At 52.1% G+C, this 15983-nt stretch carries 18 protein-coding genes and 1 pseudogene; 13 read left to right on the top strand and 6 right to left on the bottom strand.

Annotation, left to right across the window (positions count from 1 at the left end):
• Positions 1-17: 17 nt before the first annotated feature.
• The gene (locus tag ACR1UW_RS13300) at positions 18-584 is read right to left on the bottom strand and encodes a nucleotidase (RefSeq protein WP_033010231.1); all 567 of its coding nucleotides are present in this window, start codon (positions 582-584) and stop codon (positions 18-20) included.
• 97 nt (positions 585-681) lie between these two features.
• Here ACR1UW_RS13300 and ACR1UW_RS13295 point away from each other — a divergent pair, with 97 nt between their 5' ends.
• Complete coding sequence (locus ACR1UW_RS13295) at positions 682-1029, top strand: hypothetical protein (protein ID WP_033010230.1); 348 nt, start codon at positions 682-684, stop codon at positions 1027-1029.
• A gap of 67 nt (positions 1030-1096) precedes the next feature.
• On the opposite strand, the gene ispG is transcribed toward ACR1UW_RS13295, so the two are convergent.
• Both ispG and yqfZ read right to left on the bottom strand, forming a co-directional pair.
• Complete coding sequence (ispG, locus tag ACR1UW_RS13290) at positions 1097-2221, bottom strand: flavodoxin-dependent (E)-4-hydroxy-3-methylbut-2-enyl-diphosphate synthase (RefSeq protein ID WP_498933677.1); 1125 nt, start codon at positions 2219-2221, stop codon at positions 1097-1099.
• Positions 2222-2304: 83 nt separating this feature from the next.
• Complete coding sequence (gene yqfZ, locus ACR1UW_RS13285) at positions 2305-2616, bottom strand: protein YqfZ (RefSeq protein ID WP_033010227.1); 312 nt, start codon at positions 2614-2616, stop codon at positions 2305-2307.
• Between the two features lie 547 nt (positions 2617-3163).
• On the opposite strand from yqfZ, the pseudogene ACR1UW_RS13280 reads away from it, so the two are divergent.
• Positions 3164-3418 (top strand): annotated as a pseudogene (locus tag ACR1UW_RS13280) (HAMP domain-containing protein); the annotation flags it as partial.
• Between the two features lie 88 nt (positions 3419-3506).
• Here the strand turns inward: ACR1UW_RS13280 and ACR1UW_RS13275 are convergent.
• Entirely contained in the window at positions 3507-4283 is a 777-nt protein-coding gene (locus ACR1UW_RS13275; protein WP_498933675.1) for a DUF1189 domain-containing protein, read from the bottom strand.
• A 187-nt stretch (positions 4284-4470) separates the two neighbouring features.
• Between ACR1UW_RS13275 and sodA the strand changes: the two genes are divergently transcribed.
• The 8 genes from sodA (at position 4471) to phoU (ending at position 13374) form a co-directional block, all read left to right on the top strand.
• Positions 4471-5085, top strand: a complete 615-nt coding sequence (gene sodA / locus ACR1UW_RS13270; protein WP_498933673.1) for a superoxide dismutase — start codon at positions 4471-4473, stop codon at positions 5083-5085.
• A 141-nt stretch (positions 5086-5226) separates the two neighbouring features.
• Positions 5227-6519 (top strand): MFS transporter, encoded by a 1293-nt coding sequence (locus ACR1UW_RS13265; RefSeq protein WP_498933671.1) that lies wholly within the window; start codon positions 5227-5229, stop codon positions 6517-6519.
• A gap of 72 nt (positions 6520-6591) precedes the next feature.
• Positions 6592-8703, top strand: a complete 2112-nt coding sequence (locus ACR1UW_RS13260) for a peptidoglycan D,D-transpeptidase FtsI family protein (RefSeq protein WP_498933669.1) — start codon at positions 6592-6594, stop codon at positions 8701-8703.
• Positions 8704-8924: 221 nt separating this feature from the next.
• Positions 8925-9890, top strand: coding sequence for a PstS family phosphate ABC transporter substrate-binding protein (locus ACR1UW_RS13255; protein WP_033010220.1), 966 nt, complete (start codon positions 8925-8927; stop codon positions 9888-9890).
• Positions 9891-9975: 85 nt separating this feature from the next.
• Positions 9976-10929 carry a phosphate ABC transporter permease subunit PstC gene (pstC, locus tag ACR1UW_RS13250; RefSeq protein WP_033014638.1) on the top strand — a complete coding sequence of 318 codons (954 nt, stop codon included), beginning with the start codon at positions 9976-9978 and terminating at the stop codon, positions 10927-10929.
• A gap of 4 nt (positions 10930-10933) precedes the next feature.
• Complete coding sequence (gene pstA, locus ACR1UW_RS13245; RefSeq protein WP_096224852.1) at positions 10934-11815, top strand: phosphate ABC transporter permease PstA; 882 nt, start codon at positions 10934-10936, stop codon at positions 11813-11815.
• Between the two features lie 39 nt (positions 11816-11854).
• Positions 11855-12697, top strand: a complete 843-nt coding sequence (pstB, locus tag ACR1UW_RS13240) for a phosphate ABC transporter ATP-binding protein (RefSeq protein WP_498933666.1) — start codon at positions 11855-11857, stop codon at positions 12695-12697.
• Between the two features lie 23 nt (positions 12698-12720).
• Positions 12721-13374 (top strand): phosphate signaling complex PhoU family protein, encoded by a 654-nt coding sequence (phoU, locus tag ACR1UW_RS13235; RefSeq protein WP_498933664.1) that lies wholly within the window; start codon positions 12721-12723, stop codon positions 13372-13374.
• 52 nt (positions 13375-13426) lie between these two features.
• Here phoU and ACR1UW_RS13230 read toward each other — a convergent pair whose 3' ends face one another.
• Together ACR1UW_RS13230 and ACR1UW_RS13225 are read right to left on the bottom strand one after the other, a co-directional pair.
• Complete coding sequence (locus ACR1UW_RS13230; protein WP_498933662.1) at positions 13427-13861, bottom strand: aminodeoxychorismate lyase; 435 nt, start codon at positions 13859-13861, stop codon at positions 13427-13429.
• Positions 13858-14199: a hypothetical protein gene (locus ACR1UW_RS13225; RefSeq protein ID WP_063330781.1), complete on the bottom strand. Its 342-nt coding sequence runs from the start codon at positions 14197-14199 to the stop codon at positions 13858-13860. Before ACR1UW_RS13225 ends, ACR1UW_RS13230 begins: the two co-directional genes overlap by 4 nt.
• A gap of 166 nt (positions 14200-14365) precedes the next feature.
• Between ACR1UW_RS13225 and rpmG the strand changes: the two genes are divergently transcribed.
• The 3 genes from rpmG to ACR1UW_RS13210 are packed head-to-tail and all read left to right on the top strand — an operon-like array spanning position 14366 to position 15909.
• Positions 14366-14515: a 50S ribosomal protein L33 gene (gene rpmG, locus ACR1UW_RS13220; protein ID WP_011231931.1), complete on the top strand. Its 150-nt coding sequence runs from the start codon at positions 14366-14368 to the stop codon at positions 14513-14515.
• 58 nt (positions 14516-14573) lie between these two features.
• Positions 14574-15143 carry a 5-formyltetrahydrofolate cyclo-ligase gene (locus tag ACR1UW_RS13215; protein WP_033010210.1) on the top strand — a complete coding sequence of 190 codons (570 nt, stop codon included), beginning with the start codon at positions 14574-14576 and terminating at the stop codon, positions 15141-15143.
• Positions 15133-15909 carry a DUF92 domain-containing protein gene (locus ACR1UW_RS13210; protein ID WP_498933659.1) on the top strand — a complete coding sequence of 259 codons (777 nt, stop codon included), beginning with the start codon at positions 15133-15135 and terminating at the stop codon, positions 15907-15909. The genes ACR1UW_RS13215 and ACR1UW_RS13210 overlap by 11 nt, the downstream gene beginning before the upstream one ends.
• Positions 15910-15983 lie beyond the last annotated feature (74 nt).

Below are 15983 nucleotides of genomic sequence, written 5' to 3'. Positions count from 1 at the left end.
GACGGGAGATGTTTTTCTTATGGCGCCAAGCGCAGCTCGACTTCACGCTTGGCCTCGAGCCAATGCCGGACGCGGATGACATTGTCAGGAAGCGGGCCTTGGTTGTATGGCGTGTCAAACAAAATGACCGGGATGCCGCATGCTTCCGCGATCTCACAAGCGTTATCGTATTTATCTTCAAAAAAGGCGGCCAGCCTGTATTGGCGGACGGCGGCGATTTTATCGTGGGACCCGATCAGCTCAATATGGTGGTAATGGATGCCGTGCCGTTGAAACCAGCGTTCGGTGAGCTCGTACAAATGGCGGCCGCGGGCGCTGATGTAATACAGCTCGTATTTGTCTTTCCAGCTGTCAATCACCTCAAGCGCGTAGCGAGCCAGCGGCGCACGTTCGTAAATGCCCGCCTCATTTTCCGCAAGCCACCGGTCCATTTCTTCCTCCGTTGTCCCGTACAGCGGCGCCAAATTATATTGTGTAATGTCGCCTAATGTGAGTGGTTTGCCAAATGCCTCGTTTAAATACGGAATAAATGTGCTCGGACACGTAACCGTGCCGTCAATGTCGATCCCGAGCCGGTGTTTCATCGTCGCATCCCCCTTTTAGAAAATATTCACACTGATAAAATAACACCGGTTTCTCATACTAAGAATGCTCCTTACTTTAGGAAAGCGAGGGAAGCATATGGCAGATGACCGCGAGCGCACGTATAATGGAAGTTACGTGCAATCGATCGGAAAAGAGGAACCAGAACGCACTTTCATGGAAGAAACAGCGGCGGAAGTCGCTGAACCGATTCGCCGCCGCGACGAGCGGGATGAAGAACGCGCAGGCGGCGCCGGGCTTGGATGGCTCGCCCTGGCGTTGTCGATCATCGCCTTGTTTATTTGGCCGATTTTGTTAGGAGCCGCCGGCATCATCGTCGGTTTTATTGCGCGCCGGCGCGGGGCGGAAACGCTTGGGGCTTGGGCCATTGGAATCGGCGTCATCGCCATTCTCGTCCGCCTGTTTATTATGCCGTTTTATACGTAAAAAAAGCGAGGGTGTCCCCAAGGCGGGGACGCCCTATTTTCGGCGTCCGCCCGTTGGCGCGCCCCGTTTATTCCGGGGCGCCGCTTTTCAGGGCGGCTTCTTTTTCCTTTTGTTTCGCAAAATATTCTTCCGCCAGCTTGTCGATTTCTTTTTTCAGCTCTTCTACCATTTGTTCTTCCGGTACTTTGCGGACAATTTTGCCGTGGCGGAACAACAAGCCTTCGCCGCGGGCGCCGGCGATGCCGATATCCGCCTCGCGCGCTTCGCCCGGGCCGTTGACCGCGCAACCGAGCACGGCGACTTTGATCGGCGCCTTAATTTTGGCGATATAGTCCTCGATTTCATTGGCGATGCTGATCAAATCGATCTCAATCCGCCCGCACGTCGGGCAGGAAATGAGCGTCGCCGCATTGGAGGCGAGCCCGAACGTTTTTAAAATTTCGCGCGCTACTTTCACTTCTTCAACCGGGTCGGCGCTTAGCGAAACGCGGATCGTGTTGCCGATCCCTTTGCTTAAAATGGCGCCAAGCCCGACGGCGCTTTTGATCGTGCCGGAGAAAAGCGTTCCCGCCTCGGTGATGCCAACATGGAGCGGATAGTCGAACGTGCGCGCCGCTTTTTCGTACGCTTCAATGGCGAGGCGCACATCGGACGCTTTCAACGAAACGATAATGTCGTGAAAATCGAGTTCTTCCAAGATGCGGATATGGTATAAGGCGCTCTCGACCATGCCGTCGGCTGTTGGATATCCGTATTTTTCTAAAATGCGTTTTTCCAGCGATCCGGCGTTGACGCCGATGCGGATCGGCACACCGCGCTCTTTCGCCGCTTTCACGACCGCTTCGACTTTTTCGCGGCGCCCGATGTTGCCTGGATTGATGCGGATTTTATCAACGCCGCCTTCGATCGCTTTCAGCGCCAGTTTGTAGTCAAAGTGGATGTCGGCGACAAGCGGGATGTTGATTCGCTTTTTAATTTCCGGTATCGCCGCGGCGGCCCGTTCGTCCGGGCAGGCGACGCGGACGACTTGACAGCCCGCCTCCTCAAGCAGGCGGATTTGCGCCACCGTCGCCTCGACATCGTGCGTTTTCGTCGTCGTCATGCTTTGAATGATGACTTCGTTGCTGCCGCCGATCGTCAGCGGACCGACGCGGACCGGCCGCGTTTTTGAACGATGGATTATGTCACCCACGAACATTCGCTCCTTTAAACCAAATGCTGTCCTGCCCTAAGTTTATCAGTAGTGACAACACGTTAGCAAGAAATACACTACGCTTATTTTTTATATACTGGGATTTTATATACTTTTCCAATTTGAAGAGCGTTCGCCTTTGTGCCGGGATTCAGCTTCTCAAAGTCGCGGATCAACGTGTCGATTGAAACGGGAAGCGGCCCTTGCTGTTCACGCTCGGCAATGGACAAAAGGGTGTCTCCGGCTTTAATTTTAATCGTTTTGTAAGCAAGGCTGCCGATCGTCTCGTCGACGATCAGCGGGTTCGATGACGTCGGAAGCGTTCCGGTTGTCAAATCCCGGTAGGCGATGCAGCCGACAAGGATGGCGACACAAACAAGCAGCCACTTTTTCATGATTCCTCCACCGCTTTTTTTATGAAATGTATGCTTGTCCGCGCGGAATATGATAACAATTCAAAAAAATTACAAAATATTTACGCGAGCTTAATAGTTGACCGACATAATGGGAGAAGAAGGAAGACAATCATGAAAAAAACACGAAGAGAGATGAAGTTACAAAACCAGTTAATCATTTTATTTGTCGGTATTGTAGCCATCTCAGTTGGGCTGGTTGGCGCAGTATCGTATGCGAAAGCCAAAAAGGAGGCAATGCAAGCGATTGAGCAACGTCTTGAGCGGGAAACGGATATGATGTATGAACTGGTGCAAAATCTTTTATTTATGTACATAGGGGATCAAGAACAGTTTATGGAGCGCGTGAACGAGGGAGTCCGCAAGCAACAAGCCGAATTGATGCAAGATGGGATGCCGGCTGAGTTTTTTCTCGTTGCTGAAACGGTTCGCCCATTCTACGTAAGCCGGCGCTCGTCGCTTTTGATTCCGGAGACGCTCATCGAACATATGAAAAAGAACAGAAATGGGGTTTCCTATACCGTTATAAATGGAAAATACAGTTACTTACCGGAATATACAGGAATTAAAAGGAATCTACGTCATTACTGTGCCTACAAGTTCATACATGACAGCTTTGCATCAAATGGCTGTTTTTATTTTGGCGGCAACATTGATCAGCGCATGTGGAGCATCATTGGTTATCATTGCGTTTGTCCGAACGGTGACAGCACCTATTGTCAGTCTTCAGAGAGCAATGAAAAAGGTGGCGAATGGAGATTTGAGCAGTGACCTGTCCATCATTTCCCACACCCGAGAAATCCAATCATTGTCCGCCAGTTTCCAACAGATGGTTCGCAATATGAAAAAGCCGCCAAGGGGCTCCTTGGCGGCTAGCTGTTTCGTTGGGCTGAGGAGGGAACTTCTTTCACCGCCAAAAAGAGAACGGCGAGCGAAACGAACCAATGAATCAACACGCCGTATGGCACGACCGTTTGCATGGATTCCATTAAAGTAAAGAAAACGGTGGACAACGTAATGGCATACGCCGACATCACCCATGTATGGCGGTAGCGAAGCTTTTTGTCCAGCACGCCGGCAAAAACAAGACCGAAAAAGGCGAGCACGCATACGCTGAGGAATTTTCCGGCGCAAGCGAGCACGTATAACACGAGTCCAAAAAGCGGAATGAGAACGGGCAAAAGAGACTCTAGATCCGCAACAAAGGCGCGTACATCCTGATCGGTAATTTTGATATCAGGAAACGTTGCATAGCTGTAGCGCTGTGCTTGATGGTTCACAACAAGTACGGCTTCGTGTTTTAACAGGGCAACGGCAGTCGGAAACCGTTCCACTTCCTCTTCCGTTACCGTGCCTGTGCTGTCAAAGATAATCGTAAACCCGCCTTGATCGACATGAATCGGCGTAGCCGCCTCCGAGTGAAGTTCGCCTTTTTCAATCGAAAATGGCGGCAACTCGTTATTCAATAAAGCGCCCGTTGTGCGGACGCCTTCCATGAGCGATGTGGAGAAATAATAAAATGTCGGAAGAAGGGACAACAGCGTTAGCAAAAACACATATCCGATCGTTTTGCCGATCCCTTGAAAACGAAAGCGGGAGATATCTTCCGGAGAATATAAACTTTTCCAAATTTGGATGAATATGTTCATTATGGACACACCTTTCTTTTTCTCCACTTCTATTGTATATGCGACGCCAAGGGAATTCAACTTTGAGCGTCTTTTGGAAATCGGCAGGCAAGCAAATTCATTGAAACATTGTGGCAATTTTGGTAAGCTGATTTTGAACGGACGTGCAGCGTCCGCTTACATAATGCGAAAGAAGGAGGAGATTTAGATGCCATTTGAATTGCCAGCATTGCCGTATCCGTATGATGCCCTGGAGCCGCACATCGACAAAGAAACGATGAACATTCACCACACGAAGCACCATAACACATACGTTACAAATTTGAATGCGGCGCTTGAAGGGCATGCTGACTTGCAAAACAAATCGCTCGAAGAACTGCTCAGCAATTTGGAAGCCCTTCCGGAAAGCATCCGCACGGCGGTGCGCAACAACGGCGGCGGCCATGCGAACCACTCGCTTTTCTGGACGATTTTGTCGCCAAATGGCGGCGGCGAGCCGACGGGTGAGCTGGCTGACGCCATCAACAAAAAATTCGGCAGCTTCACCGCGTTCAAAGACGAGTTTTCGAAAGCAGCGGCCGGCCGTTTCGGTTCCGGTTGGGCATGGCTTGTCGTGAACAACGGCGAGCTGGAAATCACAAGCACGCCGAACCAAGATTCGCCGATTATGGAAGGCAAAACGCCGATTCTCGGCTTGGACGTTTGGGAGCATGCGTACTACTTGAAATACCAAAACCGCCGTCCGGAATACATTGCCGCATTCTGGAACGTCGTCAACTGGGACGAAGTGGCGAAACGGTACAGCGAAGCGAAAGCAAAATAATGAACAAAGCGGGGCGAAACAAAACGCTCCGCTTTTTTTTCGACGAAGGGGGCAGGCAAAGGGAGCGGTTTTCGTTGCGCCGGGTGCATAGAGGCGGCAGAAATGGCCACACTACCGGATAGATGAAAAGGGGAGTTTGCAATGGCATTTTTCGAAAAATTGACCGGCCAAGAACAAGTAGGCCGTGATTTACTGCTGCTGCTTTGCATTGGAGGATTTTATGCGCTCGGCGTGTCGCTGTCGAACACGTTTGTCAACATTTATTTGTGGAAACAGACCGGCGATTTTCGCGATTTGGCATTGTACAACTTGGCGGTCGTCACGATGCAGCCGCTGACGTTTATCGTTGCCGGCCGTCTGGCGAAACAGATCGACCGCATTCTCGTTTTGCGGCTTGGCGTGTCATGTTTAGCCGTTTTTTTTGTCACGGTTTTGCTGGTCGGCTCCCGCGCCCATCAATATTTGCTCGTTCTCGGCGCGCTGCTCGGCGTCGGCTACGGTTTTTACTGGCTCGCTTTTAACGTGCTGACATTTGAAATTACCGAACCGGAGACGCGCGACTTTTTTAACGGTTTTTTCGGGGTGTTGACCTCATCAGCCGGCATGATCGGGCCGATTGCCGCCGGCTACATCATTTCGTCGCTGGCCGGGGCAAAGGGGTACACGGTGACGTTTTCGTTGTCGCTCGGTTTGTTTATTGTTGCGGTGCTGCTCAGCTTTTTCCTTAAGCGCCGTCCGGCAGCGGGGAAATATTTATTTTTCCGCATTTTAAAGGAACGGAATGAAAACCGGAACTGGCGGCTCATTACGAACGCCCATTTTTTTCAAGGACTGCGTGAAGGCTCGTTCGTTTTTGTCATTTCCGTGCTTGTCTACGTCAGCTCCCATAGCGAATGGGCGCTTGGCAAGTACGGATTGGTCAATTCCTTCACATCGTTTATCGCTTATTACGTCGTCTCCCGGTTGATGAAGCGGGAATACCGGATGAAAGCCATTTTGTTGGGCGGTCTTTTGCTGTATGCAGCCATTTTTCTCATCGTCTTTCATCCTTCGTACCCGCGCCTTCTTCTTTATGCCGTCACGATTGCCATCGCTTATCCGATTTTGCTTGTTCCGTACTCATCGTTGACGTTTGACGTGATCGGGAAAAGCTGGAAATCAGCGGAAGCGCGCGTCGAATATATCGTCGTCCGCGAGCTGTTTTTAAACGCCGGACGGGTGGCGTCGATTCTTGCCTTTTTGGCGGCGGTGGAGCTCTTTAACGAGCAGACGGGCATTCGTGTGCTGATGTTTGTGTGCGGCGCCGGGCATTTGATCATTTATTGGTTCGTCCGCCGCATCCGCTTGACTGATGGCCATCCGGAGCGGGAGCGGCAAGGGCGGCTTTTGCTTCGGCCGAAGCTGGCCAATGAACGGGGCGGCCCGACAGCATAAAAGTCGCCCATGTTTTTCCCTAGCCAACCCCTTCTTTTTCTTTTACAATAGGGGGGAAAGGAGGGCCGGGGGATGAAACGGAAGAAACGGGCACAAGTGCCGATTCGGTTGAACATTTTGTTTTTCTTTGTCTTCTTGTTGTTTTCGGCGCTGATTTTGCGCCTTGGGGTCGTGCAAATCGTGTATGGGGAGGACTACCGGCGCGAAGTCGAGCGGACGCAGGATGAGATTGTCAGCACACCGGTGCCGCGCGGCAAAATTTACGACCGGTTCGGTCAGGTGATCGTCGACAACACGCCGAAAAAGACGATTACGTATACGCGCTCAAAATCGACCCAACCAGAAGAAATATTGGAAGTAGCCAAAAAGCTCGCCCAATATATCGATATCCCGGATGCAGAGAAAAAAGTGACGGAGCGCGATATGAAAGATTATTGGATTTTGACCCATCCGGAAGAAGCCAAAAAGAAAGTGAGCGAACAAGAACGGAAAAAGCTCGCTGACCAAGGGCTGACACAAAAAGAGATCGACAAAAAGGTGTACGAATGGACGCTTGACCGCATTACTGAAGAAGAGTTGGCGCAAATCCCGAAACAGGAGCTTGAGGTCATTGCCATTAAGCATGAGATGGAAAGCGGCTATGCGCTGACGCCGCAAACGGTCAAAAGCAAAGGGGTGACTGACCGCGAATATGCGGTTGTCAGTGAGCATTTGGGCGAGCTGCCCGGCGTCAATACGACCGTTGACTGGGATCGGAAATACGTGTATGACAACACATTCCGCTCCGTGCTCGGCAGTGTGACGGAAGAAGACGAAGGCGTTCCGCGCGAACGGCTTGATTACTTTTTGGCCCGCGACTACAGCCGCAACGACCGCGTCGGCAAAAGCTATTTGGAAATGCAGTATGAAGAAGTGCTGCGCGGCAAAAAGGCGAAAGTGAAAAACGTGGTCGACAAATCGGGCCGTGTCGTTTCGGTTGAGGAAGTGTACCCGGGCGAGCGCGGCAAAGACCTTGTGCTGACGATCGATGCCGAACTGCAGCAAAAAGTCGAACAAATCATCCAACAAGAAATTTTGGCGACGAAGCGCAAAGGCCGGTCGCCGCTCTTGGACCGGGCATTTGTCGTCATGATGAACCCGAAGACGGGCGAAGTGTTGGCGATGGCTGGAAAACTGCTTCGCGATGGCGAGTTTGTCGACTTTGCCATCGGCAACATTACGTCTGCTTATGCGATGGGATCGGCGGTGAAGGGGGCGACCATCCTTACCGGTTTTCAAACGGGAGTGCTCCATCCGAATACGTATATCAAGGACGAGCCGCTGTATATTAAAGATACCCCGGTGAAAAAATCGTGGAAAACGATGGGGACGATCAATGAACTGACGGCGCTCAAGCAGTCATCGAACGTCTATATGTTCAAAACAGCGATCGCCATTGGGGACGGTGTGTATCGTCCGCACGCGCCGCTTCGCATCAATCTAGAGGCATTTACGACGATTCGCCACTATTTCAGCCAATTCGGCCTTGGCGTGAAAACAGGCATCGATTTGCCGAACGAACTTAGCGGCTTCCAAGGCCAAGGCACGCTCGGCGGATTTTTGCTTGACTTAGCCATCGGCCAGTATGATATGTATACGCCGATGCAGCTGGCGCAGTACGTCTCGACGATCGCCAACGGCGGCTATCGGATGAAGCCGCAGCTCGTCAAAGAAATTCGTGAGCCGTCCATTGACGGAAAAGAACCTAGCCGCGTCATCAAACGGTTCGAGCCGGTCGTGTTAAACCGCGTCGATATGAAGACGGAATACATTGAGCGCGTGCAGGAAGGGTTCCGCCGCGTTATGCAAGAGCCGGGCGGAACGGCGTATGCGTATTTCGCCAATGCCCCGTACAAGCCGGCCGGAAAAACAGGGACGGCTGAAGCGTTTTACGACGGGCCGATCAAAAGCCGCCGCAATGACTCGACCTACAATTTGACGCTTGTCGGCTATGCGCCGTATAATGATCCGCAAGTATCGTTCGCCGTTGTGGTCCCATGGGCGACGCAAGGGGAAAGCGACGGCATTAACAACCGCATCGGCCGCCGTATTTTGGACGCCTATTTTGAATTGAAGGCGAAACGAATGGCTGGAGAGCCTGTTCAACCGCCAGCCGACGGCACCGAAACAACAGAACAATCTTGATGCTGAAGCTGATTCGATAGGGAGAGCTCCTTTTGTCGGATCAGCTCTTTTTATTTTTTAGCGGAAAGAGAAGCTATTGATGAAAAATAATGGATATTGGATATTCTGGAGTTTACACAATCTTAACATTCTGTTTAAACCTTATTAACAGCGTCCATTTATGATAGGGCATGTAAGGAAAAACTAGGACATGTAAAAGAAAACAGTCAGGGGGAAAAGCGATGAGCAAATGGAAACGGCTGATGTTGTCGAGTTTGCTTGGCGGAACAATGATGATTGCTGCCGCCTGTGGAGGAGGAAATGGAGCGCAGGAAAACGAGGCGGACAGTGGATCCGCAACGAAAGAGCTGTCCGGTGAAGTGATCATGGACGGTTCCTCGACGGTATATCCAATTGCGGAAGCAGCTGCTGAAGAATATATGATGGAACAGCCAAACGTCAAAGTTTCCGTTGGTGCTTCTGGAACGGGAGGGGGATTTGAGAAGTTCACGAAAGGGGAAACCGATTTTTCGAACGCCTCTCGTCCAATCAAAGAGGAAGAAAAACAGGCAGCTGCCGACAACGGCATCGAGTTCCAAGAGTTTCAGCTTGCCTATGACGGTCTTTCTGTTGTGGTCAATAAAGAAAACGATTGGGTTGATTACTTGACGGTGGATGAGTTGAAAAAAATGTGGACGGAAGACGGCACGGTGAAAAAATGGTCGGATATCCGTCCGGGCTGGCCGGATGAGGAAATCAAGTTTTTCTCGCCTGGTCATGATTCTGGGACATATGACTACTTTGATGAAGTGATTCTGGAAGGAAAAGAACTGGTCAAAACGGCTCAACTTTCGGAAGACGACAATATCCTCGTTCGTGGGGTTGAAGGGGATCAATATGCGATCGGCTACTTCGGTTATGCGTATTACTTGGAAAATAAAGATAAGCTGAAAGTGGTTCCGATCGATGGCGGCAACGGGCCAGTCGAGCCGACAAACGAGACGATTGAAACCGGGAAATACACCCCGCTTTCGCGGCCGCTGTTTACGTATGTGAACGTCAAATCGTTGAAAGAAAAGCCGCAAGTGTATGACTATATGGAATTTTTGCTGGAAACAGCCGGGGACTTGGCGGAAGAGGTCGGTTACGTCCGCCTGCCGGAGGAAAAGTATAAAGAACAGCTTGAAACATTGGAAGGATTGAAATAGGTTTCGTTAGGCCGGCGACAAGGGATGTCTGTCGGCCTAGACTTGTGACTGTGGTTGGAATAAGTCGGAAAGGAGTTTTCGTTTTATGGGGGTTCCAACGAAGAAAGAACAGCAGTTCTCGGTGCGGGAGATGATCGTTGAAAACCAAGCGCGGCAACATTGGACGAAAAGGATGGAAAAGCTCGCGCCGAAGTTCCTTTTTACATTGGCGGCACTCTCCGTGCTCGTAATGCTCGGCATTTTGTTTACCCTTCTTTTTGAGACGATCGAATTTTTCCGCCGTGTATCGATTGTTGAGTTTGTCACAAGCAAAGAGTGGCTTCCGTGGAATGAGGAACACGGATCGTTCGGAGTCGCTCCGCTTGTGACCGGCACGCTGCTGACGACCGGTATCGCTATGCTTTTGGCTGTTCCGATTGGGCTCGCTTCGGCCATTTACTTGAGCGAGTATGCGTCGGAGCGGACGCGCCGAATCATCAAGCCGGCGCTCGAAGTGCTTGCCGGCATTCCGACGATCGTGTACGGGTTTTTTGCGTTGACGATCGTGACGCCGTTATTGCAAAAGGTCATCCCGGATCTAGAGATTTTTAATGCGCTCAGCCCGGGGCTCGTCATGGGGATTATGATCATTCCGATGATCGCCTCGCTGTCAGAAGACGCGATGAGCGCAGTGCCAAACTCCATTCGCGAAGGCGCCTTGGCCCTTGGCGCGACAAAGTTTGAAGTAGCGCTTAAGGTCGTGCTTCCTGCCGCCGCTTCCGGAGTGATTGCCTCATTTATTTTAGGCATTTCCCGGGCGGTCGGTGAAACGATGATCGTCGCGGTGGCTGGCGGATCATCGCCGGAGTTTACGTTTGATGTTACGCAATCGATTCAAACATTGACCGCTTACATCGTCCAGGTGACAACCGGCGACGCCGGCTATGGGACGACGATTTATTACAGCATTTACGCTGTCGGGATGACGCTCTTTATTTTCACGCTGCTGATGAATATATTGGCGCAATACATTTCCCGCCGATTGAGGGAGGAGTATTGAACACATGGAAAACAAATTGGACAAACCGCTCGTTTGGAGACGAATGAAAGGAAGGCTGGTGCAAAACGCCGTCTTGCAAGCCATTTTTTTTGCTGCTACGATTTTTGGACTCATTGTTCTCGCATTATTATTATCCCGTGTCATCATGCAGGCGATCGGCTGGCTCGATGGTGATTTCTTAAACAGCTTTCCTTCGCGCCGTCCGGAGGAAGCTGGGATTAAATCCGGACTGGTTGGCTCCCTTTGGCTGATGATGATTGTCGCACCGGTTTCGTTTATTTTGGGGGTTGGGACGGCCATTTATTTGGAAGAATACGCGCGCAAAAACCGTTTCACCGCGTTGATTCAAACGAATATTTCCAATCTGGCCGGCGTGCCGTCGATCGTGTTTGGCCTGCTGGGGCTTACGGTTTTTGTCCGTGAGCTTGGGCTTGGGCGCAGTGTCTTGGCGGCCGGGTTGACGATGAGCTTGCTCGTTCTTCCGGTGATCGTCGTCGCGGCCCAAGAAGCGATTCGTGCGGTTCCTCAGCAGTTGCGGGAAGCGTCGTATGCCATGGGGGCGACGAAATGGCAAACGATTTGTCGGGTGGTGTTGCCGGCGGCGCTGCCGGGAATGCTGACGGGGGCCATTTTGGCATTTTCCCGCGCTATTGGGGAGACAGCTCCGCTTGTGGTGCTCGGCATCCCGACGTTTATCGCCTACCTGCCGGGCAGCGTACTTGATACGTTTACCGCTATGCCGTTGCAAATTTACAACTGGACAGGGCGGCCGCAAGAGGAGTTTCAGCATGTAGCGGCTGCCGGGATTGTCGTCCTGCTCGTCTTTTTAATTTTGATGAATTCGGTCGCGGTATTGATTCGCAACAAGTTTCAAAAGCGGTTTTAACGCAAAAATTTCGGGGAAGAGCGAAAGGAGACCAATCAGATGATGGCAACAAAAACAAAGAAAACAAAACTCTCACCGTTGGTCGAACCGTCTGCGGCAACGCCGGCGGTCGAAGATGTTGCAACAAAAGGCGTTGTGTACGAGACAACAGATTTAAACTTATGGTATGGTGAACATCATGCGCTGAAGCACATTCATTTAACAATTTATGAAAATGAGGTGACGGCAATTATCGGGCCGTCAGGATGTGGAAAATCGACCTATATTAAAACGTTGAACCGAATGGTCGAGCTCGTGCCGAACGTCCGCATTGCCGGCCAGCTCGTCTACCGCGGGCGCAACATTTTTGACCCTTCCTATCCGGTTGAACAATTGCGGACACAAGTCGGCATGGTGTTTCAAAAGCCGAACCCGTTCCCGAAATCGATTTACGACAATATTGCGTACGGTCCCCGCATTCATGGCATCCGCAATAAAAAAGTGCTCGACGAAATTGTCGAAAAAAGTTTGCGAAGGGCGGCGCTTTGGGATGAGGTAAAAGATCGGCTGCACGATCATGCCTACGGGTTATCAGGCGGACAGCAGCAGCGATTGTGCATCGCCCGCTGTTTGGCGATTGAGCCGGACGTTATTTTAATGGATGAACCGACGTCGGCGCTCGATCCGATTTCCACGTTGAAAATCGAGGAACTTATTCAAGAATTGAAAAAACAATACAGCATCATTATCGTGACCCATAACATGCAGCAAGCGGCCCGCATTTCGGACAAAACAGCGTTTTTCTTGAACGGAGAAGTGATTGAATACGCAGAGACGAACAAGCTGTTTTCCAATCCGGCCGACCAGCGTACAGAAGACTACATTACCGGCCGTTTCGGATAAAAAACAAGGGAGGAAAGCCTGAAATGCGTGAAACGTTTGCTGATGACTTGCGAGCGCTGCACAACAAGCTGGTTGAGATGGGGCGGTTAACAGAAGTGGCATTGCAACAGGCGATTGACGCGTTTCAAACACAAAACAAACATTTGGCGATGGCCGTCATTGACGGAGACGGCTCGATTGACAAGCTCGAAGAAGAAGTGAACGACTTTGCGTTGTGGCTCATTGCGAAACAGCAGCCGGTCGCGACCGACTTGCGCCGCATCATCGCCGCGATCAAAATCGCGGGCGATATCGAGCGGATCGCCGATTTTGCCGTTAATGTCGCCAAGGCGTGCATCCGCATCGGCGGCGAGCCGTTCGTCATCGACATCCGCCCGCTAGTGTCGATGCACCAATTGGCGGCAGACATGGTATCGGCGGCTATGACGGCGTACGATCGGGAAGATGCATCGCTGGCTGCACAAATTGCCGATATGGATCGTCAGGTTGACGAGCGGTACGGGGAGATGATGAAAGCGCTGCTTGAGATGGAGAAAACAGATAAAGAGGCGCTGGCGCAAATGAACGTGCTGGCTCTCGTCGCCCGGTATATTGAACGGACGGCGGATCATGCGACCAACATCGCCGAGCATCTCCTTTATCTCGTCAAAGGGAAGCATTATGATTTGAATGATTGATGCAAATACAAAGAAGGAGGCAGTCTTTTCATCATTTGCCTCCTTCTTTCCGTTATGGTTTAGCAATCAAGCGGCCGATTGCCGCGTAGTCCATATCGCTTCGCACATTGTAGACGCCGGGGCGGATCGAGCGCGTCAGCCCGTGCTGTTGCAAATACTCGCGAAACGTGCGAGCGCTTTGAATAATGCCGGCAGCCTCAAGCTCTTTGGCGAACGTTTCCGGAGTGTCGCCTGTTTGGATGACAAGGCGGTATATGTATACCGTTTTCGCCGGTTGCGCAGCCGGCTGTTCAGCCGACGTTTGCCGGCCGCGGCGAAGTTGATCGTATTCGCTTTTCGCAATGGCAACAAGCCCGCGTTGTTCGAGAAACGCTTGCACTTCCGCTTCCGTCGGCGCATCGGGGGCGGAATGATAATACGAGACACCGATGAATGACGTGGCAACAAGCAGGCCGAGAGCAAAGGCGCGCATCGTCCGTTTCTTCATCGCAGCAATCTCCTCACGATCCGCTCGACCTCGGCAACCGTCAAACCGGTCTCTTGCGCAATCTCTTCGAGCGGAAATCCTTGTTTATGCAAAAAGAAGATGCGCCGCTCGGTGTCGGAAAAAGGACCGCGGCGGGGCGGGCGCCGGCGCTCAGGGATGAGCAGTTCCTCCTCGATGACTTGCAGCCGTTTTTTCATTTGATACGTTTCTTGCGCCAACGAGACAGCCAGCTGGTCAATTTGTTCTTCGAGCGGCTTCCATTCGTCTTTGGCGAAAAAGGAAAGGACAAGCAAAAGAATCGATAAGGCCGCCAAGGCGATGATCATGTATTCTACCATCATGAATCCCTCCTCTTTTCACTATATCATATCGCATTCTATTTGTGGCCGGTCTTGTGGAAAAAGATAAAATGGAGGGAAATGAAATTTAGAGGTGGAAATCGTCGCAGAAAAATGCTATCATAGAAAGGTCTGATTATATAAAGCACGTTTGGAGGGAAAAAGGATGCGTGTGAACATTACACTGGCATGCACAGAATGCGGCGAACGCAACTATATTACGTCCAAAAATAAACGCAACAACCCGGAACGTCTTGAACTGAAAAAATATTGCCCGCGGGACCGCAAAGTTACGTTGCACCGCGAAACGAAGTAAGCAGTAGGAACGCCATTCCTGCTGCTTTTTTATCTTTCGGGCAGAGAGGGGAGCGACGATGGACCGCAAACGGGAACTGCGCCGTCATATGCTCAGCCGGCTTCGGCAGCTTCCGGCGCCTGAAAAACGAGTTTGCGACCGGCAAATTGCCGGTTATTTATATCAATGGACGCCGTGGAAACAAGCCCGGGCGATCGCCATCACGGTGGCGCGGGAGACGGAAGTGGATACGGCGCCGATCATTGAACAAGCTTGGAGGGAAGGAAAAAAAGTCGGCGTGCCAAAATGCGACCCAGCGGCGAAAACGATGACGTTTCGGCGGATCGTGTCGTTTGCCCAGCTTGAAGAGGCGTATGCCGGGCTGCTTGAGCCGATCGAGGAACAAACGACGGCGATGGATCGCGAGGAGTTTGATCTCATTATTGTTCCAGGAGTGTGTTTTGCCAAAAATGGCTTTCGGATCGGCTACGGCGGCGGGTATTATGACCGGTACTTGCCGGGGGCGGCGGCAGTGACGGCGGCGCTTGCCTATTCGTTTCAAGTGGTGGACGACATCCCAGCAGAAGAACATGACGTGCCGGTAGAGTTCATTATTACCGATAAAGGGGTCATTCGCTGTGAGCGGTGAATGGGCGTATATTGCTGCATCCGCCATCGCAGCCGGCGGCGGGTGGCTGCTACGCTTGCTGTCCGCCTCGGGAGCGGCGGCGACCGTTGTTGTCGGCGCCTTGGTTGGGTATGGTTTTTCATGGAGCGGGCTATGGTTGCTGGGATTATTTTTTGCCAGCTCCAGCTTTTTCAGCCATATCGGGAGGCGGAAAAAGGAGAAACTCGCCGAAAAGGTGGCAAAAGGGGGGCGGCGCGATGCGGTCCAAGTGCTGGCCAACGGTGGAGTGCCGGCTGCGCTCGGACTGCTGGCGGCGCTGCTCCCTGACCCGGTTTGGAACGAGCTGTTCGTCGTCGCGGTCGCGGCGGCGAACGCCGATACATGGGCGTCGGAAATCGGTGCCTTGAGCCGGCGTCCGCCGCGGACATGGCCGAGTTTTCAGCCGGTCGAGGCCGGCACTTCCGGAGCGGTGACGCTCCTTGGCACGGCCGCTTCCCTTGCTGGGGCGCTGTTCATCGCCGCCAGCGGCGCGTTGCTCCTTCCCGCTGCACCGTGGCTCCCCCTTGCACTGTTCGGCTGGTTTGGCAGCTGGCTGGATACATGGCTTGGCGCCACCTGGCAGACCGTTTACCGCTGTCCGGTATGCGGGATCGCCACCGAGCGAAAACAGCATTGCGGGCGGATGACCGTTCAGGTGAAAGGATGGCGCTGGCTTGACAACGATGCCGTCAACGTCTTGTCGGCTGCCGGTGCGGTGCTTGCCGCCGCCCTTGTGCTGGGGCGTTAGGCCGTCTGCTTCATAATTAAGGGGAAAAAGGGAAAAAGAATAACGAGCATGTCATATGATGAAGGGGGAACACC

The sequence above is a fragment of the Geobacillus lituanicus genome (assembly GCF_050994965.1).
In the GTDB taxonomy this organism is placed as follows: Bacteria; Bacillota; Bacilli; order Bacillales; family Anoxybacillaceae; genus Geobacillus; species Geobacillus stearothermophilus.
This window is presented reverse-complemented; position numbering and strand designations above follow the sequence as displayed.

Coding starts and splice junctions, on each gene's coding strand:
- ACR1UW_RS13300 (WP_033010231.1), bottom strand. CDS start 584: ATGAAACACCGGCTCGGGATCGACATTGACGGCACGGTTACGTGTCCG.
- ACR1UW_RS13295 (WP_033010230.1), top strand. CDS start 682: ATGGCAGATGACCGCGAGCGCACGTATAATGGAAGTTACGTGCAATCG.
- yqfZ (WP_033010227.1), bottom strand. CDS start 2,616: ATGAAAAAGTGGCTGCTTGTTTGTGTCGCCATCCTTGTCGGCTGCATC.
- ACR1UW_RS13275 (WP_498933675.1), bottom strand. CDS start 4,283: ATGAACATATTCATCCAAATTTGGAAAAGTTTATATTCTCCGGAAGAT.
- sodA (WP_498933673.1), top strand. CDS start 4,471: ATGCCATTTGAATTGCCAGCATTGCCGTATCCGTATGATGCCCTGGAG.
- ACR1UW_RS13265 (WP_498933671.1), top strand. CDS start 5,227: ATGGCATTTTTCGAAAAATTGACCGGCCAAGAACAAGTAGGCCGTGAT.
- ACR1UW_RS13260 (WP_498933669.1), top strand. CDS start 6,592: ATGAAACGGAAGAAACGGGCACAAGTGCCGATTCGGTTGAACATTTTG.
- ACR1UW_RS13255 (WP_033010220.1), top strand. CDS start 8,925: ATGAGCAAATGGAAACGGCTGATGTTGTCGAGTTTGCTTGGCGGAACA.
- pstC (WP_033014638.1), top strand. CDS start 9,976: ATGGGGGTTCCAACGAAGAAAGAACAGCAGTTCTCGGTGCGGGAGATG.
- pstA (WP_096224852.1), top strand. CDS start 10,934: ATGGAAAACAAATTGGACAAACCGCTCGTTTGGAGACGAATGAAAGGA.
- pstB (WP_498933666.1), top strand. CDS start 11,855: ATGATGGCAACAAAAACAAAGAAAACAAAACTCTCACCGTTGGTCGAA.
- phoU (WP_498933664.1), top strand. CDS start 12,721: ATGCGTGAAACGTTTGCTGATGACTTGCGAGCGCTGCACAACAAGCTG.
- ACR1UW_RS13230 (WP_498933662.1), bottom strand. CDS start 13,861: ATGAAGAAACGGACGATGCGCGCCTTTGCTCTCGGCCTGCTTGTTGCC.
- ACR1UW_RS13225 (WP_063330781.1), bottom strand. CDS start 14,199: ATGGTAGAATACATGATCATCGCCTTGGCGGCCTTATCGATTCTTTTG.
- rpmG (WP_011231931.1), top strand. CDS start 14,366: ATGCGTGTGAACATTACACTGGCATGCACAGAATGCGGCGAACGCAAC.
- ACR1UW_RS13215 (WP_033010210.1), top strand. CDS start 14,574: ATGGACCGCAAACGGGAACTGCGCCGTCATATGCTCAGCCGGCTTCGG.